Raw genomic sequence first — 26,921 nt, forward strand, 5'->3', positions numbered from 1 at the left:
GTCATACAACTTGATTAAAAGTCTATGGCCGTCTTGTTTCCCGAGAAATGCGAACGGGGCCGCAAGGGCCCCGTGATGAGTTGAGTGCTTACCAAAGCGCCAGGGTGTAGCTGAGAATCAGGCGGTTCTCGTTGAGATCGTTGCCGAAATTGGAGCGAACGGTGGCGTTACGCCACTTCAGCCCCAGGTTCTTCAGCGGACCGTTCTGTACCACGTAGGCGATATCGGTATTGCGTTCCCATTCCTTGCCTTCGCTGCTGCGCCCCGCCACTTCGACGTTGTCGCCGGAGATATAGCGGGTCATGAAGGTCAGACCGGGGATGCCGATGCTGGCGAAGTTGTAGTCGTAACGAACCTGCCAGGAGCGCTCCTCGGCGTTGGCGAAGTCGTTGATCTGCACGAAGTTGACCAGGAAGGGGTCGCTGCTGGCGATGTACGGGAACGGGTCGTCACCGCTCATGCGCTGGTAGCCGGCACCGAAGGCATGACCGCCCAGGCTGTAGGTGAACATGGCGCCGAAGGCCTTGTTGTCGAGGTCGCGGAAGTTGCCGTCCTCGCGGCTTTGCGAGTAGCGCAGGTCGGTTTTGAACGACTGGCCATCGCCCAGCGGCAGCACATGCACCAGGGTGCCGTAGTACTGCTGGTAGATATCCTCGAGGGTGCCGTAGTGCAGGCCGGTGGTCAGTTGCGGGGTGATCTTGTACTCGCCGCCGCCGAACACGAAGGAATCACTGCTGCCGCCGATGCGGTTGCCGGTCATCTCGGTGTAGTCGGTGGAGCTGTTGGCCTTGATGCGGTTGATCTTGCCGCCCTGCAAGGTCAGGTTGTCGACTTCCTGTACGTTGAGCAGCGCGCCCTGGAACGTCTGCGGCAGCAGGCGTGAGTCGTTGGCCGAGACGATCGGGCTGCGAAAGTGCAGGGCGCCGACTTTCAGCGTGCTGTTGGAGAGCTTCACCTTGCCGGTCAGGGCGAGCTTGGAGTACTCGTCCTGCGAGCCGCCGGAGCCATCGGCAGGGAGCAGGCCGCTGCCAGCGGTGCCGTCACCGGAGTCGAGCTTCACACCGAGCATCCCCAATGCATCGATACCAAAGCCGACGGTGCCCTCGGTGTAGCCGGACTCCATGCGCAGCAGAAAGCCTTGCGCCCATTCCTCGGCCTTGTCACGGGCGCCGCTTTGACGGAAATCACGGTTGAAGTAGAAGTTGCGCATCTCGACGCTGGCCTTGCTGTCAGCGATGAAATCGGCATGCGCGAGGGTTGGCAGGCCGCCGCTGAGCAACAGCGCGGATGCCAATGAGTAATGGGGTTTCATGGTGCAGTGTCTCCTGTTGGGAGCGCGCAGCCGACGAGAGCGGCTGCTTCGCAGAGCGCGTTTTGAATGATGTTGTTGTGGTCTGCGCGGAGCGCGGCGCCATTCTTCAAAGCGTTGTTCGGCTGCGTCCAACGAGAAAAAACAGGGGCCAGCGATAGGAAAATTCATCGGTTGCGGGAAAAACCTCTGGCATACAACCTGCTACGCCTGAGGCTGCGTGGGCGCTGCAAATCAGCCCCTGAGAAGAACATTGCGAAGAGGCGGTACGGCATGAATCTGAGATTTCTCGAGACCTTCGTCTGGGTGGCACGGCTCAAGAGCTTCCGCCTGACAGCCGAGAAGCTGTTCAGCACCCAGGCGTCCATTTCCAGCCGCATTGCCGCGCTCGAAGATGAACTCGGTACCCGTCTTTTTCTGCGTGATTCCAAGGGCGTATCGCTGACCCCGGAAGGGCAGAAGGTGCTCGAATATGCCGAGCGCATGATCGACACCATGCAGGCCTTGAAGCAGTCGATCAGCGACACCGGCAACATACAGGGGCGTATTCGCGTCGGGGCGATGGATACCGTCATTCACACCTGGTTGAGTCCGTTCGTAACACGGGTGATGGAGCGCTACCCTGCAGTAGAGATCGAACTGACCGCTGACACCGCGCGCAACCTCAACGAGCAATTGCTCAAGGGCTATCTGGATATCGTGTTCCAGACCGACATGGTCAACGGCGACAGTGTGCGCAACCTGGAACTGGCTGCCTTTCCGGTGCGTTGGATCGTTCCGACCGGTTCGCTGTACCACCGCAGCTATGCCTCGATGGAGGAGCTTGCACGCGAGCGCATCATCACCTTCTCGAAGAATTCGCGACCGCATCAGGACATTCTCAACTTGCTGCATGCCGGCAGCGTCAGCGCGCCACGTATCAACTGCGTCAATTCCATCGCCGCGATGACGCGCCTGGTGCGCGACGGTTTCGGTATCGGCGCGCTGCCGCCAGCGCTGGTACATGACGAGCTCAAGCAAGGCCTGCTGAGCATTCTCGACGAAGTGCCCGAGCCACCGCCCTTGCCGGTGGTTGCCACCTGGCGCACGGGCGTGGGTCTCGAGCTCAGCGAGGACATCATCGCCCTGGCCTGCGAAGCGCTGGACGTCTACGCCGAGGAAATGGGCGAGGCCTGCATGGCACGGGTCGCACCAGCGCCGGAACAGCAAAGCGCCTGATTAACTTCCATTCGCTGGTCTGCGGGCCCGGAAACGGCTGCCCGCTGCTGGTGCATTTGGCGCGAAAACGCCCCTTTTCATCCCATAACGATTTCCGATCATGCGCCTCCGGTTTTTCTAGTTGGACAGGGTAGGGCGATGCGCTGAGACTCGAAATCGTCTTCCAGCCGCGCCTTGCGGCGCACAAAAAACAATGAACAGGAGAGCACCATGAAAAGCATCGCATCGCGTTTCGCCATTACCGCTCTGGCTTGCGCACTGGGCTTCGGTGCCCAGGCCGCCGAGCGCTGGAACATGACCGCCGAGAACCCCGATGGCAACTTCATCACCACCGTGGCCAAGGAGTTCGCGCAGGATGTGGAAAAAGCCAGTAACGGCGAACTGCTTATTCGCGTGCACGCCAACTCGGTGCTGTTCAAGCGCCCCGAGGTCAAGCGCGCCGTACAGACCGGCCAGGTGCAGGTGGGTGACGTACTGATGTCGGTGCTGGGCAACGAAGATCCGATCTTCGAAATCGACAGCGTGCCGTTTCTGGTGCGCAACTACGAGCAAGCCCAGGCCCTGTGGGACGCGAGCCGCCCGGCCGTGGAAGAACGCCTGGCCAAGCAGGGCATCAAGCTGCTGTACGCCATGCCCTGGTCGCCGCAGAGCATCTTCACCAAGACGCCGATCGCGAGTATGGATGACTTCAAGGGCATGAAATTTCGTGCCTACAACCCGGCCACTTCGCGCATGACCGAATTGATGGGCGCAGTGCCGACCGTGATCCAGACCGGCGAAATCCCGCAGGCTTTCAGCACTGGCATGATCAACGGCATGCTCACCTCGCCGACCACCGGCGTGGACTCCCAGGCCTGGGATTTCTCTTCTTATTACTATGACGTCAAGGCGTTCATTCCGAAGAACTTCGTCATCGTCAACGCCCGCGCCTTCGCCCGGCTGCCGGAAGCGACCCAGGCGGCCGTGCTGGCAGCCGCCGAACGTGCCGAAAAACGTGGCTGGGCGATTGCTCAGGAGAAGACCAGTGAGCTGGTCAAGACCCTGGCCGACAATGGCATGCAAGTATCCGAGCAGGCCCCGGCGGCGGTGGAGAGCGGCTTCGAGCAGATCGGCCAGAGCATGACCGATGAGTGGCTCAAGCGCGCCGGTGCCGATGGCAAGGCGATTCTCGATACCTACCAGCCTTGACTCTGCTGCCCGCCGCTATCCTGGCGGCGGGCTTTTTCTCGTGGCTTGCCCAGGGAGCCCGTTGTTCATGACCCCACTGCACAAGCTCTACACCCTGTCCGGATGGTTGTCCGGCGTGTTTCTCGTCCTGATCTGCGTGTTGGTGGTGGCGCAGATCGTCGCCCGCCAACTGGGCAGCATGGTGCCTGCCGCCGATGAGTTCGCCGCTTACGCGATGGCGGCATCGGGCTTTCTCGCCTTGCCCTACGCCCTGCAGCGCGGCGCGCACATCCGTGTGGAGCTGCTGTTGCGCCTGCTGCCCGCTGGTGGCCGCCGTGTAGTCGATGTACTGGCCACGCTGGTCGGGTTGGGGATCGCTACCTATATGGCCTGGTACTGCGCGTTGTTCGTGCTGGAGTCCTATGAGTTCAAGGAAGTGTCGTCCGGCCTGTTGCCGATTCCCATGTGGCTGCCACAGCTGCCGATGCTGCTGGGCACGCTGATTCTGGTGGTGGCGATGGCCGAGCGCCTGGTGCTGAGCTGTCAGGGCAAGCGCTTCGAAGCTGTCGAAGCCGGTACGGCGATGAGCGAGTGAGCCCGCTGGCTCGACCCTTAATTGCGGCCAGCGCCGCACTGCATTCGTGAGTGAACCCGTGGACTACACAATCATTACAATCACCCTGCTGCTGGCGCTGTTCGTGCTGCTTGGCGGCGGCGTCTGGGTTGCCCTGTCGTTGCTTGGCGTCGGCATCATCGGCATGGAGCTGTTCGGCGGTGCGCCGGCCGGTTCGATCCTCGCTTCCACCAGTTGGGCGTCCAGTGCCAGCTGGACCTTGACGGCCCTGCCGCTGTTCATCTGGATGGGCGAGATTCTCTATCGCACGCGCTTGTCCGAAGACATGTTCAACGGTCTGGCGCCCTGGATGCGCGGCCTGCCGGGGCGCCTGCTGCATGTCAATGTGTTCGGCTGTGGCCTGTTTGCGGCGGTCAGCGGCTCTTCCGCAGCCACGGCGGCCACCATCGGTCGCATCTCCCTGCCCGAGCTGAAAGCGCGCGGTTACCCGGAGTCCATCGCCATGGGCTCGCTGGCCGGTGCCGGTACGCTCGGTTTGCTGATTCCGCCGTCGATCATGATGATCGTCTACGGGGTGGCGGCGCAGGTGTCGATCTCGCGCCTGTTCATCGCCGGCATCCTGCCGGGCCTCCTGTTGCTGGCGATCTTCAGCGGTTACCTGATGCTCTGGTCTGCCTGCAATCGCAGCAAGCTGCCGGAAGAGGGCGAGCGTCTGCCGTTCATGGACAAGCTGCGCAAGGCCAGGCTGCTGATTCCGGTGCTGGGCCTGATCATCGCGGTGATCGGCTCGATCTATGGCGGCATCGCCACGGCCACCGAGGCTGCTGCTGTTGGCGTGGTCGGTGCGCTGCTGATCGCGCTGTGCTCCGGAGCGCTGACCCGGGAAACCTTCATGGCCAGCCTGATGGGCGCGGTGTCCACCTCGTGCATGATCTTTTTCATTCTGCTCGGTGCGGCGTACCTGACCTCGGCCATGAGCTTCACCGGTCTGCCGGCGGCGCTGGCCGACTGGATCATCGCCAAACAGCTGTCGCCGTACCTGTTGCTGCTGGCGCTGACGTTGTTCTTCATTGCCCTGGGCTGCTTCCTCGACGGCATCTCGATCATCCTGCTCACCACCGCCGTGATTCTGCCGGCGGTGCAGGCTGCCGGGATCGATCTGCTGTGGTTCGGCATCTTCGTCATCCTGGTAGTGGAAATGGCGCAGATCACCCCGCCGGTAGGCTTCAACCTGTTCGTCATTCAGAACCTCACCGGACGTAACCTGGGCGCGGTGGCGCGTGCCAGTTTCCCGTTCTTCCTCCTGCTGGTGCTGGCGGCGATCCTGATCACCTTGTTCCCGCAGATCGTGCTGGCGCTGCCCGAGGCGATGCGCGGCGCCTGACCTCTCGCCATGGCCCGTTCGCGCTCCAGTGGCGGGCCATGGGTTTTCTTTTTGCACCGCGCCGGTGCAGCCTTGAAAGAAAATGTCGCAGCGCCGCAAGCGGTTGCAGGCCATCCCTCGTTAAGCTCGCTGGTTATATGTGACCCATCGGTCGCTCTCTTCACGCCGGTCTGCATGCGACTCGCAAGTGTCATCGTCGCTTCATGGACTAACGTTGAACTAATACCTCACGGCAGCGATGTCGAACCACCAGCCTAATGGAGCAAAACCATGGCGTTCTTTACGGCGGCCAGCAAAGCCGACTTCCAGCACCAACTGCAAGCGGCCCTGGCACAGCACGTGAGTGAGCAGGCGCTGCCACAAGTAGCCCTGTTCGCCGAACAGTTTTTCGGCATCATCGCCCTCGAGGAATTGACCCAGCGACGTCTGTCCGACCTGGTCGGTTGCACCCTGTCGGCCTGGCGCATGCTGGAGCAGTTCGATCACGCCAAGCCGCAGGTACGCACCTTCAACCCCGATTACGAGAAGCACGGCTGGCAGTCCACCCATACAGCGGTGGAAATCCTCCATGGCGACATCCCGTTCCTGGTCGACTCGGTGCGCATGGAGCTCAATCGCCACGGCTACAGCATCCATACCCTGCAGAACAGCGTGTTCAGCGTGCGCCGTGACAAGAACGGACAACTGCTGGAGATCCTGCCGCGCGGCACCCAGGGCGAGGGCGTGCTGCAGGAAGCGTTGATGTTCCTGGAAATCGACCGCTGCTCCACCTCCGCCGAGCTGAAGACCCTGGAAAGGGCCATTCACGAAGTCTTCGGTGACGTGCGCATGAGCGTCGCCGACTTCCAGCCGATGAAGGCCAAGGCGCGCGAACTGCTGGCCTGGCTGGATCGCGCCAAGCTCAAGGTGGACAAGGCCGAGCTGGATGAAATCAAGGTCTACCTGAACTGGTTGCTGGACAATCACTTCACCTTTCTCGGCTACGAGGAATTCACCGTCGTACCGACCGCCGATGGCGGCAGCATGGTCTACGACGAGAAATCCCTGCTCGGGTTGTCCAAGCGCCTGCGTACCGGGCTGTCGGCCGAGGAGCTGCATATCGAAGCAGAGGCGGTGGCCTACCTGCGCGAGCCGCAGCTGCTGTCCTTCGCCAAGGCTGCGGTACCGAGCCGTGTGCATCGTCCGGCCTATCCGGATTTCGTCTCCATCCGCGAACTCGATGCCAAGGGCAACGTGGTCAAGGAATGCCGCTTCATGGGCTTGTACACCACCTCGGTGTATGCCGAGAGCGTCTGGAACATCCCCTACATCCGCCGCAAGGTGGACGTGATCAAGCAGCGTTCCGGCTTCGACAGCAGTGCTCACCTGGGCAAGGAACTGGCCCAGGTGCTGGAAGTGCTGCCGCGCGACGACCTGTTCCAGACCCCGGTGGATGACCTGTTCAACACAGCGCTTTCCATCGTGCAGATCCAGGAGCGCAACAAGATTCGCGTGTTCCTGCGCCGCGATCCCTACGGTCGCTTCTGCTACTGCCTGGCCTATGTGCCGCGTGACGTGTACTCCACCGAAACCCGCATGAAGATCCAGCAGGTGCTGATGGAGCGTCTGCAGGCCACCGATTGCGAGTTCTGGACCTTCTTCTCCGAATCGGTGCTGGCGCGCGTGCAGTTCATCCTGCGCGTCGACCCGAAGAACAAGACCCAGATCGACCCCGTGCGTCTGGAGAAGGAAGTCATCCAGGCCTGCCGTTCGTGGAAGGACGACTACGCCAGCCTGATGGTCGAAAGCCTCGGTGAAGCCCAGGGCACCAACGTGCTGGCCGAATTTCCCGGCGGCTTCCCGGCCGGCTACCGCGAGCGTTTTGCCCCACATTCGGCGGTGGTGGACATGCAGCACCTGCTCAGCCTGAGCAACGACAAGCCGCTGGTGATGAGTTTCTACCAGCCGTTGGCCCAGGCAGGGCAGCAACTGCACTGCAAGCTGTATCACGCCGATACGCCGCTGCCGTTGTCCGACGTGCTGCCGATTCTGGAGAACCTCGGCCTGCGCGTGCTTGGCGAGTTCCCCTACAAGCTGCGCCGCAATGACGGCCGCGAGTTCTGGATTCACGACTTCGCTTTCACCTATGCCGAAGGCTTGGACGTCGACATCCAGCAGCTCAACGACACCCTGCAGGACGCGTTCATTCATATCGTCGGCGGCGATGCCGAGAACGATGCGTTCAACCGCCTGGTGCTGACCGCTGCAATGCCCTGGCGTGAAGTGGCGCTGCTGCGTGCCTACGCGCGCTACCTGAAGCAGATCCGCCTTGGCTTCGATCTCAGCTATATCGCTGCGACCCTGATCAACCACACCGATATCGCCAAGGAACTGGTGCGTCTGTTCCGCACCCGTTTCTACCTCGCCCGCAAGCTCACCGCCGAGGACCTGGAAGACAAGCAGCAGAAGCTCGAGCAGGCCATTCTGGCTGCGCTGGACAACGTCGCCGTGCTCAACGAAGACCGCATCCTGCGTCGCTACCTGGACCTCATCAAAGCCACCCTGCGCACCAACTTCTTCCAGACCGACGCCAGCGGCGCCGCCAAATCCTACTTCAGCTTCAAACTCAGCCCCCGTCTGATTCCGGATATTCCGCGTCCGGTGCCGAAGTTCGAGATCTTCGTCTACAGCCCGCGCGTCGAGGGTGTGCACCTGCGCTTCGGCGACGTCGCCCGCGGCGGCCTGCGCTGGTCGGATCGTGAAGAGGACTTCCGTACCGAAGTGCTCGGCCTGGTCAAGGCGCAGCAGGTGAAGAATGCGGTGATCGTGCCGATGGGCGCCAAGGGTGGCTTCGTGCCGCGCCGGATGCCGGTTGGCGGTTCGCGTGACGAGGTGCTGGCCGAGGGCATCGCCTGCTACCGCATCTTCATCAGCGGCCTGCTGGATATCACCGACAACCTCAAGGACGGCGAGGTAGTGCCGCCGCAGAACGTGGTGCGTCACGACGCCGATGACCCCTACCTGGTGGTGGCGGCGGACAAGGGCACTGCGACCTTCTCCGATATCGCCAACGGCATCGCTGCCGAATATGACTTCTGGCTCGATGACGCCTTCGCCTCCGGCGGTTCGGCCGGCTACGACCACAAGGGCATGGGCATCACCGCCAAGGGCGGCTGGGTTTCGGTGCAACGCCACTTCCGCGAGCGCGGCATCGACGTGCAGAAGGACAACGTCACCGTGATCGGTATCGGCGACATGGCCGGCGACGTGTTCGGCAATGGCCTGCTGCTGTCGGAAAGCCTGCAACTGGTAGCGGCCTTCAACCATATGCACATCTTCATCGACCCGAACCCGGACGCCGCCAGGAGCTTCGTCGAGCGCAAGCGTCTGTTCGAGCTGCCGCGTTCGAGCTGGGCCGATTACGACGCCAAGCTGATTTCCGACGGCGGCGGCATCTTCCTGCGCAGTGCCAAGAGCATCGCCATCACCCCGCAGATGAAGGCGCGCTTCGACATCGCCGCCGACAAGCTGGCGCCCACCGAGCTGCTCAATGCGTTGCTCAAGGCGCCGGTCGACCTGCTGTGGAACGGCGGTATCGGCACCTACGTCAAATCCAGCAAGGAAAGCCACGGCGACGTCGGCGACAAGGCCAACGACGCCCTGCGCGTGGACGGCCGCGAACTGCGTGCCAAGGTGGTAGGCGAGGGCGGTAACCTGGGCATGACCCAGCTCGGCCGCGTCGAATTTGGCCTGCATGGCGGCGCCAGCAACACTGACTTCATCGACAACGCTGGTGGCGTGGACTGCTCCGACCACGAAGTGAACATCAAGATTCTGCTCGGTGAAATCGTCTCGGGCGGCGACATGACCGAGAAGCAGCGCAACAAGCTGCTGGCCGAGATGACCGATGATGTCTCCGAACTGGTGCTGGGCAACAACTACAAGCAGACCCAGGCGCTGTCGCTGGCCGAGCGCCGCGCCCGCGAGCGTGTCGGCGAGTACAAGCGCTTGATGAACGCGCTGGAAAGCGCCGGCAAGCTGGATCGCGCCCTGGAGTTCCTGCCCTCGGACGAAGAACTGAACGAGCGCGCCACCAACGGCCAGGGCCTGACTCGGCCGGAGCTGTCGGTGCTGATTTCCTACAGCAAGATCGACCTCAAGGAATCGCTGCTCAAGTCCCTGGTGCCGGACGACGAGTACCTGGCGCGCGAGATGGAAACCGCCTTCCCGGCGATCCTCACCGAGAAGTTCGGTGACGCCATGCGCCGTCACCGCCTCAAGCGCGAAATCGTCAGCACGCAGATCGCCAACGATCTGGTCAACCACATGGGTATCACCTTCGTGCAGCGCCTGAAGGAGTCCACCGGCATGAGCGCAGCCAACGTCGCCGGTGCCTACGTCATCGTGCGTGACCTGTTCCGCCTGCCGCACTGGTGGGCGCAGATCGAGGCGCTGGACTACAAGGTATCGGCTGATCTGCAACTGCAGTTGATGGACGAGCTGATGCGCCTGGGCCGTCGCGCTACCCGCTGGTTCCTGCGCAGCCGCCGTAACGAGCTGGATGCCGCGCGCGACGTGGCGCATTTCGCACCGCGCATCGAAGCGCTGGTCGGTCGCCTGGATGAACTGCTCGAAGGCCCGGCTCGCGAGCAATGGCTGGCACGCTACCAGAGCTTCGTCGAAGCCGGCACGCCGGAAGAGCTGGCCCGTGTGGTCGCCGGCACCAGCCATCTGTATACGCTGCTGCCGATCATTGAAGCGGCGGATGTCACCGGTAAAGACACCAGTGAAGTGGCGACTGTCTACTTTGCCGTTGGCGGCTCCCTGGAGCTGTCCTGGTACCTGCAGCAGATCACCAACCTGCCTGTGGAGAACAACTGGCAGGCGCTGGCCCGCGAAGCATTCCGGGATGATCTGGACTGGCAGCAGCGTGCGATCACCGTGTCGGTGTTGCAGATGGCCGATGGTCCGCAGGAAATCGAAGCGCGCGTGGCCCTGTGGCTCGACCAGCATCAACGCCTGGTCGACCGCTGGAAGGCGATGCTGGCCGAACTGCGTTCGGCGACCGGCACCGACTACGCCATGTACGCGGTAGCCAACCGCGAGCTGATGGACCTGGCACAAACCGCCTGAGCCGCCCGCTGAAATAAAAGAGCCCCGCCAAGTGCGGGGCTCTTTTTTTTTGCTGAGCGGTATTCACACGCTTGCGTAGCCCGGATGCAATCCGGGGATTCTTCCGCTCTTGCCCCGGATTACATCCGGGCTACCGCATCGTTGTCGGTGCGCGCAGCGCACCCTACGACGAACAGGGTACGCCATGCGCACCAGGCCCCAGCGTGGTGGTGCGCCGTGCGCAACATTGGGTTTCGCCAGCCCCTCAGAGTGGGTCGCGTTCGGAGAGGGGAGGCAGGTGCGTGGGACCTTATGTGAGCGGCATTACGCCAGGCGCGGGGCTTGTTCGTTTTGCTGTGCTTGCGTAGCCCGGATGCAATTCGGGGATTCTTCCGCTCTTGCCCCGGATTACATCCGGGCTACCGCATCGTTGTCGGTGCGCGCAGCGCACCCTACGACGAGTAGGGTGCGCCATGCGCACCAGGCCCCAGCGTGGTGGTGCGCCGTGCGCAACATTGGGTCCCGATCAGCGCAGCATCTGTTCCACCAGGCGTTTCTCCTCGGCAAGCTCGCGCTGACGGGCATCGATGCGCGAGGCTAGCTGGAAGTTATTGCTGGCGCGGCGCTTGGCGTAATCCAGCTGTTCGATGGCCTGGTTGTAGTCGCCGACCAGGGCGAAGAACTCCGCGCGCGCCTGATGCAGGCCGATGGTATTGCCGCTCAGGCCACGAACCTCGGCAACCTGGTACCAGACGTCCGGGTCCTTGGCGCGGGTCTTGAGCAGGTCGTCCAGCGCACGTTCGGCATCGGCGACGCGCTGCTGCTTGAGCAGCAGGTCGATGCGCGTCTGCTGCAGCGGATAGTTGCTCGGGTAGAGGGTGAGCATGCGTTTCTGCCTGCGCTCGGCTGCATCCAGGCGATTGGCTGCCATATCCAGCTCGATCTGCGCCAGGTTGTAGGTGATGTCGTCCGGGGTCTTGCCCAGCAGCGGCGCCAGGGTCTCACCAGCCTCGGCGAGTTGGCCGGTTTTCATCTGTGCCAGTACCAGACCATAGCGCGCTGCATCGAGGCCTGGGTTTTCGTCGAGCATGGCGCGAAAGCGCTTGGCCGCGACGCCCGGCGTCTCTTCATAGGTCAACTGCACGCGGGCGCGCATCAACTGGTAGCGCAAGCTGTCTTCACGGCCCGTGGCCGGGTATTGCTCGGCGCGGTTGCGGGTGTCGGCGATACGTGATTCCGACACCGGGTGAGTCAGCAGAAATTCCGGCGGCTTGGCGTCATAGCGGTACTGGCGCATCAGTCGTTCGAACATCAGCGGCATGGCGCGTGGGTCGTAGCCGGCTTTTTCCAGGTTGACCAGGCCGATGCGGTCGGCCTCCTGCTCGTTCTGCCTCGAGAAACGCCGCTGTTCCTGAATGGCCGCCGCCTGGGTCGACATGATCGCTGCCATGCCGGCATCGCCGGCGCCGGCCGCCGCGGCGACAATGCCGGCGAGCATGGCCGCCATCAGCGGCAATTGCATGCGTTGCTGGGCCTCGACGCCACGGGCGAAGTGGCGTTGCGACAAGTGCGCCAGTTCGTGGGCCATGACCGAGGCGTACTCGGCTTCGGTCTGGGCATAGAGGAACAGACCGCCGTTGACCCCGACGATCCCACCGGGGGCGGCGAAGGCATTGAGCTGCGGGCTGTTGAGCAGGACGAACTCGAGACGGCGGTCCTGCAGCTGACTGGTTTCCGACAGGCGATAGACGCTGGACTCGACGAAATCCTTCAGTTGCGGGTCGTCCAGTTGCGAAACCTGGCCACGCAGTAGGCCGAGCCAGGCACGGCCGAGCTGGTGTTCTTGTTGTGGCGAGACGATCGAGGAGCTGGCGTCGCCTAGCGACGGCAGATCACTGGCACCCGTGTGGGCGGCGAACAGGCAGGCCAGCGTCAGCAGGGTGGGGCGCAGAAAAGTCATGCACTCAGGGCTCTTGGGCGGCAAAGGGGTTACTGTAGCCGGCCAGCTACTGCGCTGGCCAGGGCTGCGGCGGCTTGGGTATCCTAGCCGACCTATCAGGAGTAGATGATGACAGACGTACCGGCCTTCGATGCCGAACTCGACGCCTGCGGGCTGAACTGCCCGTTGCCCTTGCTCAAAGCCAAGCTTGAGCTCAATCGCCTGGCCAGCGGCGCCGTGCTCAAGGTCAGCGCTACCGACGCCGGTTCGCAGCGCGACTTTCGCGCCTTCGCCAGCCTGGCCGGCCATGCGCTGCTGCATGAAGAGGTCGACTCGGGTATTTATCGTTACTGGTTGCGTAAGGCCTGAGCCATGGCTCGTCATGACGGGCCAGAAAGATAACGGACGCGCCCAATGTCACCCAGTTGAGCGTCGATGCAGCGAATAGGCAGGAGCAGCGCCCCGGGCGGAGCTCATACGCAAAGCTGTTTTGGCGGGCTGTCTGATCGGTATTACGGACGCGCCTCTTTTGCAGATTAAGGATCATTGATGGTCAAGGTTATTCGCGACTGGCTGCATCGCTACTTCTCCGATGAACAGGCTGTAGTGCTGGCAGTGCTTCTGGTGCTGGGCTTTGCCGTGGTGCTGACGCTTGGCGGTATGCTTGCGCCGGTGCTGACCGGTCTGGTGCTGGCCTTTCTCATGCAGGGGCTGGTCAACGGTCTGGAGCGCCTGAAGGTGCCGCAGGTGCTGGCGGTCTGGCTGGTTTTTACCCTGTTCATGGGCGGCCTGACGGTGTTCATGCTGGTGTTGATGCCGCTGCTCTGGCAGCAGTTGAGCACGCTGTTCAATGAACTGCCGCGCATGGCGGCCGAGTGGCAGTCGGTGTTCCTCCTGCTGCCGGAGCGTTATCCGAACCTGATCAGCGATGCACAGATCGTGCAACTGATCGACAGCATGCGCGGTGAGGCCGGCAAGTTCGGCCAATGGGCACTGTCGTTCTCCCTGTCCAGCCTGCCGATGCTGGTCAGCGTGATGATCTACCTGGTGCTGGTGCCGATCCTGGTGTTCTTCTTCCTCAAGGACCGCGAGCAGATCGGCCAGTGGTTCCGCAGCTACCTGCCGCGCGAGCGTGCGCTGATCACCCAGGTCGCGCAGGAGATGAACCAGCAAATTGCCAACTACATCCGTGGCAAGTTCATCGAGATCATCATCTGCGGCGTGGTTACCTACATCGCCTTCGCCTACCTGGGGCTCAACTACGCGGCCCTGTTGGCCCTGCTGGTCGGCCTGTCGGTGGTGGTGCCTTACATCGGCGCGGTGGTGGTGACCGTGCCGGTGGCGCTGATCGGACTGTTCCAGTGGGGCTGGAGTGATCAGTTCCTCTACCTGATGGTGGTCTACGGCATCATCCAGGCGCTCGACGGTAACGTGCTGGTACCGCTGCTGTTCTCCGAGGCGGTCAACCTGCATCCGGTGGCGATCATTTGCGCGGTGCTACTGTTCGGCGGGCTCTGGGGCTTCTGGGGCGTATTCTTCGCCATTCCGCTGGCGACCCTGTTCAAGGCTGTGATCAACGCCTGGCCGCGTATCGAACCTGCCTGATCGGGCCTGTGGGAGCGGCTTCAGCCGCGAAATACGCAAAAGACCAGTTACCCAAGCCCAATGAAAAAGGCCGCATTTGCGGCCTTTTTCAGGGCAACGAGGCTTTGACAGCGATGCCGTAGGGCGCGCCGTTTAGCCCTTATGCAGCGCTTCGGCGGCTGCCAGCACCTTGTCGACATGGCCGGCGACCTTGACGTTGCGCCACTCTTCACGCAACAGGCCATCCTTGTCGATCAGGAAGGTGCTGCGCACGATGCCCATGTATTCCTTGCCGTAGTTCTTCTTCAGTTGGTACACGCCGAACAGATCGCACAGCTGATGCTCTTCGTCGCTGATCAGCTCGAAGGGGAACGCTTGCTTGCACTTGAAGCTTTCGTGTTTCTTCAGGCTGTCCATCGACACGCCGAAGATCAGCGTATTGGCCGCCTTGAACTGCTCGAAGCGAGCACTGAAGTCCATGCCCTCGGTGGTGCAGCCCGGGGTCGCGTCCTTCGGGTAGAAATACAGCACGACCTGCTGGCCCTTGAGGGCGGACAGCTTTACCTGCTGGCCACTGGTGGCCTCGGCCTGGAAGTCGGCAACGGCTTTGTCGAGTTCAACGGACATGGAAACTCCTTGCATGCGGCTATCAGGGATTCTGCGGGCGCCAAGGTTCGATCAAGGCATCCAGATTCAGCGCATCGGCGAAATCGAGGAACTGATCGCGCAGCCAGCTGATCTGCGTGCCGGCCGGCAGCGTCACGGTCAGGGTGGCGTTGAGCATGGTGCCGCCGGTCTGCGGCGCCTGGTAGGTGTCGCAGGTCAGGGCTTCCAGCTCGACGCGGTGGTCGATGAAGAACTGGCACAGCTCGTTGAGAATGTCCGGGCGATACACGGCGCTGACGTAAGCCACATAAGGCAGCGCCTGCGGGCGCACTTCGGCGGCGGCGCTGCGCGCCAGGTCCACCGTGAAGTCATGCTTCTTGGCCAGCAGCGGCAGGCTCGACTCCAGGCGCGCCAGTGCATCCCAGCTACCGGACACCTGCAGCACCAGGGCGCTGAATTCACCGTGACGGCTCAGGCGAGTGCTGATCACCGCGCAACGGTTCTCATGGCTGTTGCGGCTGAGCAGGTTGGTCAGGGCCATAGCATCGCGGCCGAGAGCGCTGATGACGAGGAATTGTTCGCGAACGAGGGGGGTGGACATGCAGCCTTCCTAAAGCGATGAACGGTCCACGCACGAGAAGCCGCAGACCAAAGACAGCAGGTTAGCGAAAAGCACCGCCGAGGGGAATGGCGAAGCCTTGTGCATCGGACGACGGCCTGCGCTACTGGCAGGCCGTGGAAAAACGCAGGTAGTGTGCAAACGACCTGATAAGCCCGTGTCCGTTGCTTGTGCCGGATTGGTGGCACCAGTACCATTACCGCTCAATTTTTCCGGCAGGAGCGGTTGCATGATTGCGGGCAGTATGGTGGCACTGGTCACGCCCATGGATGCGCAGGGTGGTCTGGATTGGGAGGCCCTGAGCAAATTGGTGGATTTCCACCTGCAAGAGGGCACCAATGCCATCGTCGCGGTCGGCACCACCGGTGAGTCCGCCACGCTGGAAGTGCCCGAGCACATCGAAGTGATCAAGCGCGTGGTCAAGCAGGTTGCCGGCCGTATCCCGGTGATCGCCGGCACCGGTGGCAACTCCACCCGTGAATCGGTCGAGCTGACCCGTGCCGCGCAGGAAGTCGGCGCCGACGCTGCCCTGCTGGTCACCCCGTACTACAACAAGCCGACCCAGGAAGGCCTGTACCTGCATTTCCGCCACATCGCCGAAGCCGTCTCGATCCCGCAGATTCTCTACAACGTGCCGGGCCGTACCGTGTGCGACATGCTGCCGGAGACCGTCGAGCGCCTGTCGAAGATCGACAACATCATCGGCATCAAGGAAGCCACCGGCGACCTGCAGCGCGCCCAGGACGTGCTGGATCGCGTCAGCAAGGATTTCCTCGTCTACTCCGGGGATGACGCCACTGCCGTCGAACTGATGCTGCTGGGCGGCAAGGGCAACATCTCCGTCACCGCCAACGTTGCGCCGCGTGCCATGAGCGACCTGTGCGCGGCTGCCATGCGTGGCGAGGCGGCCATCGCCCGCGCCATCAACGACCGTCTGATGCCGCTGCACAAGGCACTGTTCCTCGAATCCAACCCGATTCCGGTGAAATGGGCGCTGCACGAAATGGGTCTGATGAGCGACGGTATTCGTCTGCCGCTGACGTGGCTCAGCCCGCGCTGTCACGAACCGCTGCGCCAGGCCATGCGCCAGTGCGGTGTATTGGCTTAACTCAAGGATTCTACGCATGAAGCGACTGGCCGGATTTTCCGCCCTTGCTCTGATCGTCTCCAGCACCAGCGGTTGTGGCTGGCTCTGGGGTGAAAATGGCTACTTCCGTGATCGCGGTAGCGACTACCTGGAAGCACGCCAGACCGCACCGATGCAATTGCCGGCCGACGTCCAGGCCAAGCGCCTCGACCCGTTGCTACCGATACCTGCCCAGGTCGCCAGCAGCACTGCGACTCCGGCCGAATTCGAAGTGCCGCGCCCGCAAGGCCTGCAGGTACGTGCCGACGAGCGCGAGTTCAGCCTGCAGCGCAGCGGCGATTCGCGCTGGGTCGTGGCCCAGCGCGTGCCGGCCGAAGTCTGGCCGCTGGCGCGTCAGTTCTTCGAAGACAACGGCTTTCGCATCGCCAGCGAGCGTCCGCAAACCGGCGAATTCATCACCTCCTGGCAGCGTTTCGATGAGCTCTCCACGAGCATGGCGCGCAGCCTGAGCAGCCGCGTTTCTGGCGTGGCGTCGGACGCCGAAACCCGCGTGCGCGTGCGCATCGAGCCGGGCGTACAGCGCAACACCAGTGAAGTCTTCGTCACCAGCGCCGAGCGTCCTGCCGGCAGCACCGCCGATGTCGATTTTGCTGCCCGTAGCGGCAACGCCAGCCTCGAAGCTGCACTGCTCGACGAAATGCTGGTGAGCATGACCCGTGGCGTGGAGCAGGGCGGCTCGGTATCGCTGCTCGCCGCGCGCGACTACGATGCGCCCAGCCGCGTCAGCCTGAGTGAAGACGGCAACGGCAACCCGGTGCTCAACCTCGGCGCCGATTTCGACCGCGCCTGGTCCGGCGTCGGCCGTTCGCTGGAGCTCGGCAACGTGCGCGTCGACGACCTCAACCGCAGCCTTGGCCTGTACTACATCAACATGGCCGAGGGCGCTCAGATCAACGAAGAGAAGCCAGGCTTCTTCGGTCGCATGTTCGGCAGTGAGCCGAGCAAGGAAGAGATCGAAGCCCGTGCCGAGCGCTACCAGGTGCGCCTGACGCCGGTTGGTGATGGTGTCCAGGTCACCGTGGAAAAAGACCTCAACACCATTGCCCCGGCCGACGTGTCGCGCCGCGTGCTGAGCCTGATCCAGGATAATCTCGGCTGACCGGCGCCAGCAGGCCGTTGAAAAGCGGCCTGCAGCGCGCTCCAGCCGTTAATCGATGGGCGAAACCTGCAAAGGTTTCGCCTTGTTAGTGTGAAAGTCGCGTAGCGACGTCTTCCTTCAGTCCTTCTTCCTCCGGGAGAAGGTGGCGCGAAGCGCCGGACGAGGGAGGGCATGCCGCGAAGGCTTTCATCATTCGGGATGCCTCTCGCGGCATACCCGTTTGCCAGAAACGGAAATGCCGACATGAGCACACCCACCACCCTGAGCCTGAAGAAGATCTACTCGGGCAAGGTCCGCGACCTCTACGAAATCGACGACAAGCGCATGCTGATGGTGGCCACCGATCGTCTGTCGGCATTCGACGTCATCCTCGAACAACCGATTCCGGAGAAGGGCAAGATCCTCACCGCCATCTCCAACTTCTGGTTCGACAAGCTGGCTGGCGTGGTGCCGAATCACTTCACCGGTGACAAGGTCGAAGACGTCGTGTCCGCCGCCGAGCTGCCACTGGTCGAGGGCCGCGCGGTCGTCGCCAAGCGCCTCAAGCCGGTTGCCGTTGAGGCCATCGTGCGTGGCTATATCGTCGGCTCCGGCTGGAAGGAGTACCAGAAGAGCGGCACCGTCTGCGGCATCGCCCTGCCGGCCGGCCTGAAAGAAGCGGCCAAACTGCCGCAACCGATCTTCACCCCCTCGACCAAGGCCGCCGTGGGCGATCATGACGAGAACATCAGCTTCGCGCAGTGTGAAGCCATCATCGGCGCCGAACTGGCTGCCCAGGTGCGTGACACCGCGATCAAGCTGTACACCACGGCTGTCGAGTACGCCGCTACCCGCGGCATCATCATCGCCGACACCAAGTTCGAATTCGGCCTGGACGAAGACGGCACCCTGACCCTGATGGACGAAGTGCTGACCCCGGACTCCAGCCGCTTCTGGCCGGCCGACAGCTACGCCGAAGGCAGCAACCCGCCGAGCTTCGACAAGCAGTTCGTGCGCGACTGGCTGGAATCCACCGGCTGGAACAAGCAAGCTCCGGCCCCGGCTGTACCGGCAGACGTCGCGCAGAAAACCGCCGACAAGTACCGTGAAGCGCTTACTCGCCTGACCGCTTGAACCTTGCGAGAGAAGGCCGGGCATCCCCCGGCTTTTTCACAAGCGTCTGATAGAACACGAAAATTTTTCAAAATAAGCTTCGCCAAAGCGCATTCAGCTGTTATGATTCGCGCCGCTTGGGAAGATGCCGGAGTGGTCGAACGGGACGGATTCGAAATCCGTTGTGTCAGCAATGGCACCTAGGGTTCAAATCCCTATCTTCCCGCCATATCTCAAGCCTAAGCCCCTGAAATTCCTAGAGTTTCGGGGGCTTTTGCTTTCTACGGCATGCAAGGTGTCGAAGAAGTGTCGTAAGCCGGTTGATTCCACTACGGCAGCTAGCATAGATTTGCGACTAATAGGTCCGGACGGATCTAGGCTGCGCAGGTTTTGTACAGCACCCGCATCACATGCCCGGTTTGGGCAGCGGTTTCCTTCTCTACTTATAGAAGGAGCTTGCATGGCAAGCCTTCTAGGCAATAATTAAGCTTGAAACTCAACTGCAAAATCTCAACAGGCCAGCCATGTAAATTACCATGCTGGTAAGGTGGGTAGATATGACTTCTGCATGTTGAGACTCCAAAGGTAAAAGTCACTTCTCAGGGAGTAAAATAGTGAAACGGATCTTCTTCTATATATCAATATTGTTGGTCTCTTTTTCGGCTCAATCGGAAGAGTATTACTGGAAGTACATATCCGGTTATGCGATCGGGAGCTTTACTAGTCCTTATTATGCGTGTTCCGCAGGTGTGGCATCCACTTGGTTCAATGGAAAAAAAGAACTTGTCGACGTGGTGTTCACAACCCCAAATAAGACTCATGCATATTGTCACTTGAGGTTAAGCCAGTGCAGTGGTACTAAGTGCGGAAAGTGGTACACACCAACGCCTGCATACTCTATTGACGGATACTATATTGCGGCAGTTAGATATGGGAATGGCTGCTATCCAGGCAGAGTGTACGACGATATACTAGGGCGCTGCGTAGACCTTACCCCAGGCTTGCAATCTGGAGGTGGCAACGACCCTTGTCATGTAAGCAATAACGGCCCGGGAGTCTACGCGGGTAACCCTATAAACTTTGCTTCCGCCAATAAATATGAGCAAGTGAATTTGTACAGGGCTCCTGTCGGAGTGCTTGAGTTTTCGGTTCACTATAATAGCGCGCAGCTAGCGTGGTCTCATACATACTCTGATCGTTTATATGTGCATGGGACGCGTACCTATGTTGTGCTCGGTGATGGGCGAACACTTAGCTTTGCAGGTGTAACCGGCCAAATGCGTGCTCATGAAAGTGTGGATATGCTGCGAAAGGATACAAACGAGTGGACTCTTTCGCGAGATACTGGCGAGAAGCTATTTTTCGATACATATGGCCGACTAATAAAAATTAAAACCGCTAATGATGAGCTGGCATTGAGCTATGCTGCTTCACCATCTGTGATAACCGTTAGCTCCATGCATGGCTATGAGATTACCCTTTCCAGGGATGGTTACGGGAAGTTAATTTCAATTGAAACTCCACAGGGGACTGCAAGTTTTGAGTATTACTCTGACAAAATAACAAGAATTAACAAGTCTACAGGTGGCGCCTCTACAAATATTCAGTTTCACTATGAGCAAACACACAAAGGCTTGCTGACAGGGATTACCGATGAGCGTGGTATCCGTTATGTGACCTGGGCTTATGATGCTCAGCGGCGCCCCATTCTCAGTGAAAACGCTGCAACTGGTGGGGCGACTCATATCGAGTATGCAGATGACGGGAGCGTTACCGTTGTTAATCCGTTAGGAAAAAGAACAAAATATACCTTCCAAATATTTTTGAATATACTTGGAGGGGCTGGAGTAAAAAGAGTTACATCAATTGTAGGCGAGCCCTCGCCTAATTGCCCTGCGTCAAATTCAAACTACACATACGATGCACGCGGCCTACTTGCAACTAAAACTGACAAAAAAGGAGTTCTGACCAGCTATACCTATAACTCACGTGGTTTAGAAGCGTCGCGTACAGAAGCCATTGGCACACCACAAGCTCGAACTATTACGACCGAATGGCACCCTGAATTTTTCTTGCCAGTAATGATCACGGAACCTGATCGAACTACCCAGTACACCTATGATACTCAAGGGCGGCAAACGAGCCAGTCCGTAACCCAGCGCTGACAGCAGAAGGAACTGAACAATGAACATCTTGCATCGCTTCAGCGTGCTGTCGTTGGCTCTGGCTGCCGTTCTAATTGCCGCCGATGCTCAAGCATCCACACGCAGTTGGAGCTACACATACAATAGCCAAGGCCTGATCGAGACTGCCAACGGCCCGCGTACCGACGTTTCGGACATCACCACCTACGCCTACGATTCCCAGGGCCGTCTGACGACAGTCACCAACGCCCTGGGTCATATCACTCAGCTTTCGAACTTCGACACTTACGGCAACCCCCAGACCCTGGTGGATGCCAATGGCGTCACCACGTCCTTGAGCTATACGCCTCAAGGCTGGCTGGCCTCCATCAGTACCGCTGGCAGCACCACCAGCTTCGAACATGACGCCATTGGCCAGATCACCAAAGTCACCCGAGGTGATGGCAGCTGGCTGGCGTACACCTGGAGCGCGGCGCGGCGCCTGACAGCGATCAGCAATAACCTCGGGGAAACGGTCGAGTACGACTACGACGCCATGGGCAATCGCACGGCTCAGCGCCTAAGCGATGCCAGCAACAATCTCACCCAATTGCAGACCTGGGCCTACGACGAGTTAGGGCGTCTGCTGCGCAGTGTGGGCGCAGCTGGTCAGACCCAGCAGTACGGTTACGACCTCAATGATAATCCCACGTTGAGCCGAACGCCCAAGCAGCACAGCACGACCAGCAGCTTCGATGCCCTCGATCGCCTGGTATCGAGTACCGACCCGCTTAACGGGGTGACTCAGCTCGCCTATGACGCTCAGGACAACCTGACCCTGGTGCAGGACCCACGCGGCGTCAGCACGCGCTATGAATACGACGGTCTGGGCAACCTGACCAAGCTGATCAGCCCGGACAGCGGTACCACCACCTATAGCCATGACGCAGCAGGCAACGTCATCAGCAAGACCGATGCCCGAGGCGTCGTCACCCTCTACGCCTATGACGCGCTGAACCGTCTGGTCTCCCGCCAGTACCCAGCCAACCCAGCCTTGAACGTGCAGTACCACTACGACATGACGGCCGAGGGCAATCATGGCATAGGGCGCATGACGGCCATTCAGGATGCCAGCGGCGTAATCGGCTATCACTATGATGCCCGTGGCAATCTCACCGAACAGTTGCGCTCGATAGACGTTGTCGGGGCGGATCATTACGACAGCCTGGGCTACGGATATGACGGCGCCAATCAGCTCACCCGGATCAACTACCCCGTTGGATTCAGCATCATCTATGCCCGCAATGGCGCTGGACAGGTTGGCCAGATCCAGCTGCAAGTGGGAGACCTCAACCCAACCGCTCTCGTAAGTGAGATCCAGTACCTCCCCTTCGGCCCCCTGAAAAGCCTGACATGGGCCAACGGCGTGAGCCTGTCGAGAACCTACGATCAGGACTACCGCCTGACCCAGCAGCAGGTCGCGACCTGGACAAGCACCTACGGCTACGATGCCAACAGCAATATTGAGAGCCTGCAGAGCAGCTTGCTAGGTAATCTCAGCTACGGCTACGACGCCCTGGATCGCCTCACTTCGGAGCAACGCGCCGACCTGCAGCAGGGCTATGCCTATGACGCTGTTGGGAACCGTATAAGCAAAACGGCCACGCCCATCGCCAATGGCAGCCCACAACAGGGATCAACTATTCCGCTCAGCTATGCGGCTAACAGCAACCGACTCGCTGCAATAGCGGGAACGCCAGTAACCAGCGATGCAGCCGGCAACCTGACGCAAGATCGCCCTGATCGACAACTGGAGTACGATCAGCAGAATCGGCTGTCACGGGTAAAGATCGGCGGTGCAACGGTTGCCGAATACCGCTACAACGCCCTCGGGCAACGCACGCACAAAATTACCACCAGCGGAACAACTGTTTTTCTGTATGACCCCAGCGGCCAACTGCTGGAAGAACGGAGCATCAGCGCAGCAGGGCAACAACAAAATAGTCAGTTCTACATCTGGCTGGACAACCTGCCAGTGGCCGGTATCACCGTAACCTATGCCGCCAACGGCAGTATTGCATCGAGTACCCCCTTCTACCTGCATATCGATCATCTGGGTACGCCGCGATTGGCCACCAATCAGAGCCAGCAGCCCGTCTGGAGTTGGGTGTCCGATGCCTTTGGCGTGGGCCAGACAACGGGAAGCCTTGCCATCAACCTGCGGTTTCCGGGGCAGTACTACGATCAGGAAAGCGGGCTGCATTACAACTACTTCCGCGATTACGACCCAGAGATGGGGCGCTATGTTGAGAGTGATCCAATTGGGCTAATGGGGGGGCTGAACACATATGGATACGTCTATGGAAATCCACTGAAGTATTCTGACCCCAAAGGGCTTGCAGTAGCAGCACTTTGCTTTGTACCTGGAGTAGGCTGGGCCACTTGTAGCGCTCTAGCGAAAGCAACCGCAACGGCATGTGCTTACATCGGTACAGCTGTTGGGGGAGCCTTACTTGGTGGTTATCTGGCGAATGAGGCATCACAGAGCGATGATAGCGAGGGTAACACTAACCCATATGATGGTCCCGTAGATGAACCGGTGGTCGTTGTTGATAAAAATGGTAATGCCATTCCAGTTGGGACTGGGCAGAGTGCCAAAAGCTCACCAAATGGTGACTACCAACAAGTCGTAGGGGCAGACGGCAAACCTACGGGAGATCGACTTGATCGAGGGGGACATAGAACTCAATCTGACCCTCGTGCTCAAGGCCCTCACGGGCACAGGCCAGGAGTGACAACTCCTGATGGCAACCCTCACCTACCGATTTATTAACTATGCCTATATTTAACTACGACGACATCGTTAAAGTCATAGACACCGCACCGATTAATGCACGCCCAGGAAGTAAGGCTTGGGTCGTTGGAGTCTTTGAAACTCGCAGAGGCGAGTTTTTGAAATCATTCCCAGAAGGGGTGGTATATACAATCGAATTTGAAGATGGCTCCTCAACGGAAGTAGCTGAGAGCGACTTAGAACTTTATAGCGATAGTCAAAGCTAACGGACTGATGGCTGTATTCATCGTTATGAGGCCGTTCTTCCCCTTTCGGCTTAGAGCTATCAAATTAAGCTGATGAGGTTTTTAGATTGAGGCTGCACATGTAGAAACACAAAAGCATGTGTCGAAAAAGTGTCGAAATCACTGGGCACCAACCGGCAATACTAGGCAGTAGGATTGATGCGCAAGCCCCGATTTCGCTGGCTTTGGGCAACGATGGGCAGCAACGGGCACCCGCCAAAACGGGTTCAAATCTCCATCTTTCCCTCCATATCCAAACCAAGACCCCGAACCGTATTACGCTTCGGGGCTTTGTCGTTTTCGGGTCTTCACCTTGGCCTACCGCAAATGGTCGAACGCCCTCGAAGCAACGCCCGCCGCGCTACAAAGCGCGAGCTGGTGCACATTTCTGCAAAGCGTTTATTGGCGCCAACTCCGTCAGTTTTGGCGCGCTGTTCGGCGTTTCGCTTGGGAAATTCCTTAGCGGTGAATGGGCGGATAGATTTTGCTGTTGGCTATGTTTCAAAGGGTCAAAAAAATAGCGACAGTATGGTGACGGATGGTCGTTAACTGCCGCTGAGTGTGCCGATATTCTCCGCCTCAACGCTCGAAGCGATGCCGGCACGGTCATGGATAGATCGGGCGTAGACCAGCGTTTCACCCTCGGAGTACCGCCCCCATGATCGATCTGTCCACCTGGAACCTCACTATCCCTGTCGGTGTTCCTGCCACTGTCATTTCCACCCCCGTTCTGGCCGGTGGGTATCAGGACCACTACTTTCAGTCGAAGGAGGGCAAGTTGTTTTTCTGGGCGCCGGTCAACGGCACCACGACTGCCAACTCGACCTATCCGCGCAGTGAGTTGCGCGAGACGTTCGCCAACGGCGCTCTGCGCAACTGGCCCTATCGCGCCGCAGATAACGTGCTGACCGCTAAGGTGAGAATCACTCAGGTGCCGTCGAATGGGCTGATCGCCTTTTCCCAGATCCATTCGAAGAACAGCACCTCGCCCCCCATGATGTTGGGCTATCAATCCTTGTCACCCACTGGCTATGGCAATGTGGTGATTTCGTTTCGGGGCAATCCGGCCAGTAGCAATTCCACCAAGATCGTGCTGTCGAGCAAGATCAAGCTGAATCAGGATTTCAGTTATGAGGTCTTTCTGGCGAAGAACGGCAGGCTGACGATTGGCCTGGTCGAGCCGGGTGGCGCGGTCAAGACCTGGAGCGGTGTACTCAACTCGGCCTGGGCCAGTCACAACCTGTATTTCAAGGCGGGCGTTTACACGCTCGACAACAACGGCAATGAAACCAGTGCCGGGGCCGCCGTATTTTCAGCGTTGAAAGTCGAGCATCGTTAGTCTCCCGGCCTGCACTCGGAGCGGGGTGAGTGCAGGCCTTTCGGCCACGTCTGGCGCTGGTCAGTTGGTGCAGGTGGGGGCGTCTGCGCTGCTGCTGGTGCCGGTCAGGGGCTGGGATATCTGCAGGTGGCAGTTGCGCCGCACGGTGTTGTCGAGGATCTGGCTCTGCAGCGGCAGCAGGTCGCCGATCAGCAGGTTCTGCAACAGCGGGTTGGCGCGGTACTGGTTGCTGCCCAGCACGGTATTCTGCATGCCTTCCACGCGGATCATGGCTTTGCCGATGCTTTCCAGGGTGTTGCCGGTGATGACCAGTTGGCCTGCGGTGAGCTGCTCGTTGCGCAGGCTGATGGCGTATTCCGGGGTGGAGTGGATGCGGTTGTCGATGATCAGGGCGCCGCTGAGCCCGCCGGCGTCGATGGCGCTGAGCTGGTTGTTGGCGATCAGGTTGTTCTCGATCAGCAGCCCGGTGCCGCCGTTGATCTGCCGCAGCATCACGCCGTAGCCCTTGGACGCGCCGAGGCGGTTGTTCTCTATCAGCAGGGCGCCGCTTTGCTCGCTGACTTCGATGGCGCTCTTGCCGGTGTGCAAAATCAGGTTGTTCTGAATGCGCCCGCTGCTGCTGCCGCCGATGCGGATACCGCTGTTGTGCTTTACGCCGTCGATGCGGTTGTCTTCGATCAGGAAGCGGCTGTTGCCCAGGTCGATGCCGTACTGCTGCAGGTGGCTGAACTGGTTGTTGCGGATCAGAGCCTCGCTGTGGCGCAGCTCCAGGGCGCTGGCCATGCTGTCGAAGCGGCTGTTGTCGATCAGAATGCGCGCCGCCGGCCGGGTGGCGGACTGCTGCGCGCTGATGCCGCTGCTGATGCCGCGGGAGAAGTTGGCGTTGTAGCCGATCTTGACCAGATGCGAGTCGACAACCCGCAAACGGCTGCCGGCCCAGTTCATGATGAAGGGGCGGGTAGGGCGGTCGGTGGCCAGCGCGCGGCCGTCGCTCCAGCTTTCCAGGCGCGAGCCCTGCACCTGCAGCAAGCCCTGGTTGATCAGTGCGGTGCCCGACGGGCCGAAGAGGTAGAGCACCTGGTCGTCGACGAGCAGGGCGGCGTCTTCGGCAATCATCAGCGGGTAGCTGAGCAGATAGCCGTCTTCATGCTTACGCAGAACCCTTGGGTCGTTCAGTTGCGCGTGCAGTTGCTCCAGGCTGACGCTGCCACCGCGGATGACCACGGCGCGCGGGTGTTGCGCCTGGTAGCCGGCGATGGCACGGAACAGGCCGTTATGCACGAACGGCTCGAACGGCCAACTGCCCGCCTGCGCCGAATACATCGGCTCCAGGCTGGCGTTGCCGCGCTGCGAAGGTGCCGGCAGGTCGAAGGCCGGTGGCTGGCTGTGCTGCATGATCTGCTGGCGGGTGCGCTGTTGCTGCTGCTGTTGCCATTGCGGGTCCAGCGTGTGCAACGCCGCCGGGCCGCCGAGGGCGCTCAGGCTGCAGGCTGCGCAGGCCGTCAGCAGCAGCGCGCGGGAGAGGGTCAGTGCCTGGGACATGGTGGCATCC

Annotated in this window: 18 protein-coding genes and 1 tRNA gene; 14 read left to right on the forward strand and 5 right to left on the reverse strand. The window is 60.5% G+C overall.

The features are described from left to right. Positions 1-88: 88 nt before the first annotated feature. Positions 89-1,312 carry an OprD family porin gene (locus tag GV002_RS06220; protein ID WP_160017533.1) on the reverse strand — a complete coding sequence of 408 codons (1,224 nt, stop codon included), beginning with the start codon at positions 1,310-1,312 and terminating at the stop codon, positions 89-91. A 270-nt stretch (positions 1,313-1,582) separates the two neighbouring features. Here GV002_RS06220 and GV002_RS06225 point away from each other — a divergent pair, with 270 nt between their 5' ends. From GV002_RS06225 to GV002_RS06245, 5 genes are all read left to right on the forward strand, one after another. Continuing rightward, entirely contained in the window at positions 1,583-2,527 is a 945-nt protein-coding gene (locus GV002_RS06225; RefSeq protein ID WP_072425356.1) for a LysR family transcriptional regulator, read from the forward strand. A gap of 210 nt (positions 2,528-2,737) precedes the next feature. After that, the gene (locus GV002_RS06230) at positions 2,738-3,715 is read left to right on the forward strand and encodes a TRAP transporter substrate-binding protein (protein ID WP_017679075.1); all 978 of its coding nucleotides are present in this window, start codon (positions 2,738-2,740) and stop codon (positions 3,713-3,715) included. A gap of 67 nt (positions 3,716-3,782) precedes the next feature. Continuing rightward, positions 3,783-4,289, forward strand: coding sequence for a TRAP transporter small permease (locus GV002_RS06235; protein ID WP_160017534.1), 507 nt, complete (start codon positions 3,783-3,785; stop codon positions 4,287-4,289). Positions 4,290-4,347: 58 nt separating this feature from the next. Continuing rightward, positions 4,348-5,652, forward strand: a complete 1,305-nt coding sequence (locus GV002_RS06240; RefSeq protein ID WP_160017535.1) for a TRAP transporter large permease — start codon at positions 4,348-4,350, stop codon at positions 5,650-5,652. 270 nt (positions 5,653-5,922) lie between these two features. Then, positions 5,923-10,764 (forward strand): NAD-glutamate dehydrogenase, encoded by a 4,842-nt coding sequence (locus GV002_RS06245; protein WP_160017536.1) that lies wholly within the window; start codon positions 5,923-5,925, stop codon positions 10,762-10,764. Between the two features lie 505 nt (positions 10,765-11,269). Here GV002_RS06245 and GV002_RS06250 read toward each other — a convergent pair. Next, positions 11,270-12,703, reverse strand: coding sequence for a M48 family metalloprotease (locus tag GV002_RS06250; protein ID WP_160017537.1), 1,434 nt, complete (start codon positions 12,701-12,703; stop codon positions 11,270-11,272). 108 nt (positions 12,704-12,811) lie between these two features. On the opposite strand from GV002_RS06250, the gene GV002_RS06255 reads away from it, so the two are divergent. Both GV002_RS06255 and GV002_RS06260 read left to right on the forward strand, forming a co-directional pair. Further along, entirely contained in the window at positions 12,812-13,051 is a 240-nt protein-coding gene (locus GV002_RS06255) for a sulfurtransferase TusA family protein (RefSeq protein ID WP_160017538.1), read from the forward strand. A gap of 180 nt (positions 13,052-13,231) precedes the next feature. After that, positions 13,232-14,287: an AI-2E family transporter gene (locus tag GV002_RS06260; RefSeq protein ID WP_160017539.1), complete on the forward strand. Its 1,056-nt coding sequence runs from the start codon at positions 13,232-13,234 to the stop codon at positions 14,285-14,287. A gap of 132 nt (positions 14,288-14,419) precedes the next feature. Here GV002_RS06260 and GV002_RS06265 read toward each other — a convergent pair whose 3' ends face one another. Continuing rightward, the gene (locus tag GV002_RS06265) at positions 14,420-14,893 is read right to left on the reverse strand and encodes a peroxiredoxin (RefSeq protein ID WP_160017540.1); all 474 of its coding nucleotides are present in this window, start codon (positions 14,891-14,893) and stop codon (positions 14,420-14,422) included. A 22-nt stretch (positions 14,894-14,915) separates the two neighbouring features. Continuing rightward, positions 14,916-15,473 carry a glycine cleavage system protein R gene (locus GV002_RS06270; RefSeq protein ID WP_160017541.1) on the reverse strand — a complete coding sequence of 186 codons (558 nt, stop codon included), beginning with the start codon at positions 15,471-15,473 and terminating at the stop codon, positions 14,916-14,918. A gap of 247 nt (positions 15,474-15,720) precedes the next feature. Here GV002_RS06270 and dapA point away from each other — a divergent pair, with 247 nt between their 5' ends. From dapA to GV002_RS06305, 7 genes are all read left to right on the forward strand, one after another. After that, positions 15,721-16,599, forward strand: a complete 879-nt coding sequence (gene dapA / locus GV002_RS06275) for a 4-hydroxy-tetrahydrodipicolinate synthase (protein ID WP_160017542.1) — start codon at positions 15,721-15,723, stop codon at positions 16,597-16,599. 16 nt (positions 16,600-16,615) lie between these two features. Next, positions 16,616-17,737, forward strand: a complete 1,122-nt coding sequence (bamC, locus tag GV002_RS06280) for an outer membrane protein assembly factor BamC (protein ID WP_160017543.1) — start codon at positions 16,616-16,618, stop codon at positions 17,735-17,737. A gap of 243 nt (positions 17,738-17,980) precedes the next feature. Next, positions 17,981-18,850: a phosphoribosylaminoimidazolesuccinocarboxamide synthase gene (locus GV002_RS06285; RefSeq protein ID WP_045735233.1), complete on the forward strand. Its 870-nt coding sequence runs from the start codon at positions 17,981-17,983 to the stop codon at positions 18,848-18,850. Positions 18,851-18,968: 118 nt separating this feature from the next. Further along, a tRNA-Ser gene (locus GV002_RS06290) sits at positions 18,969-19,058 on the forward strand. Positions 19,059-19,443: 385 nt separating this feature from the next. Next, complete coding sequence (locus GV002_RS06295) at positions 19,444-20,994, forward strand: RHS repeat protein (protein WP_160017544.1); 1,551 nt, start codon at positions 19,444-19,446, stop codon at positions 20,992-20,994. Between the two features lie 19 nt (positions 20,995-21,013). Continuing rightward, complete coding sequence (locus GV002_RS06300) at positions 21,014-23,785, forward strand: RHS repeat-associated core domain-containing protein (protein ID WP_160017545.1); 2,772 nt, start codon at positions 21,014-21,016, stop codon at positions 23,783-23,785. A 903-nt stretch (positions 23,786-24,688) separates the two neighbouring features. Then, positions 24,689-25,369, forward strand: coding sequence for a polysaccharide lyase family 7 protein (locus GV002_RS06305; RefSeq protein ID WP_160017546.1), 681 nt, complete (start codon positions 24,689-24,691; stop codon positions 25,367-25,369). Positions 25,370-25,429: 60 nt separating this feature from the next. Here GV002_RS06305 and GV002_RS06310 read toward each other — a convergent pair whose 3' ends face one another. Continuing rightward, a complete protein-coding gene (locus GV002_RS06310; protein WP_160017547.1) occupies positions 25,430-26,911 on the reverse strand; it encodes a right-handed parallel beta-helix repeat-containing protein in 1,482 nt (493 codons plus the stop codon). Between the last annotated feature and the right edge of the window lie 10 nt (positions 26,912-26,921).

It is taken from the genome of Pseudomonas sp. 8O, assembly GCF_902506495.1.
Classification (GTDB): domain Bacteria; phylum Pseudomonadota; class Gammaproteobacteria; order Pseudomonadales; family Pseudomonadaceae; genus Aquipseudomonas; species Aquipseudomonas chaetocerotis.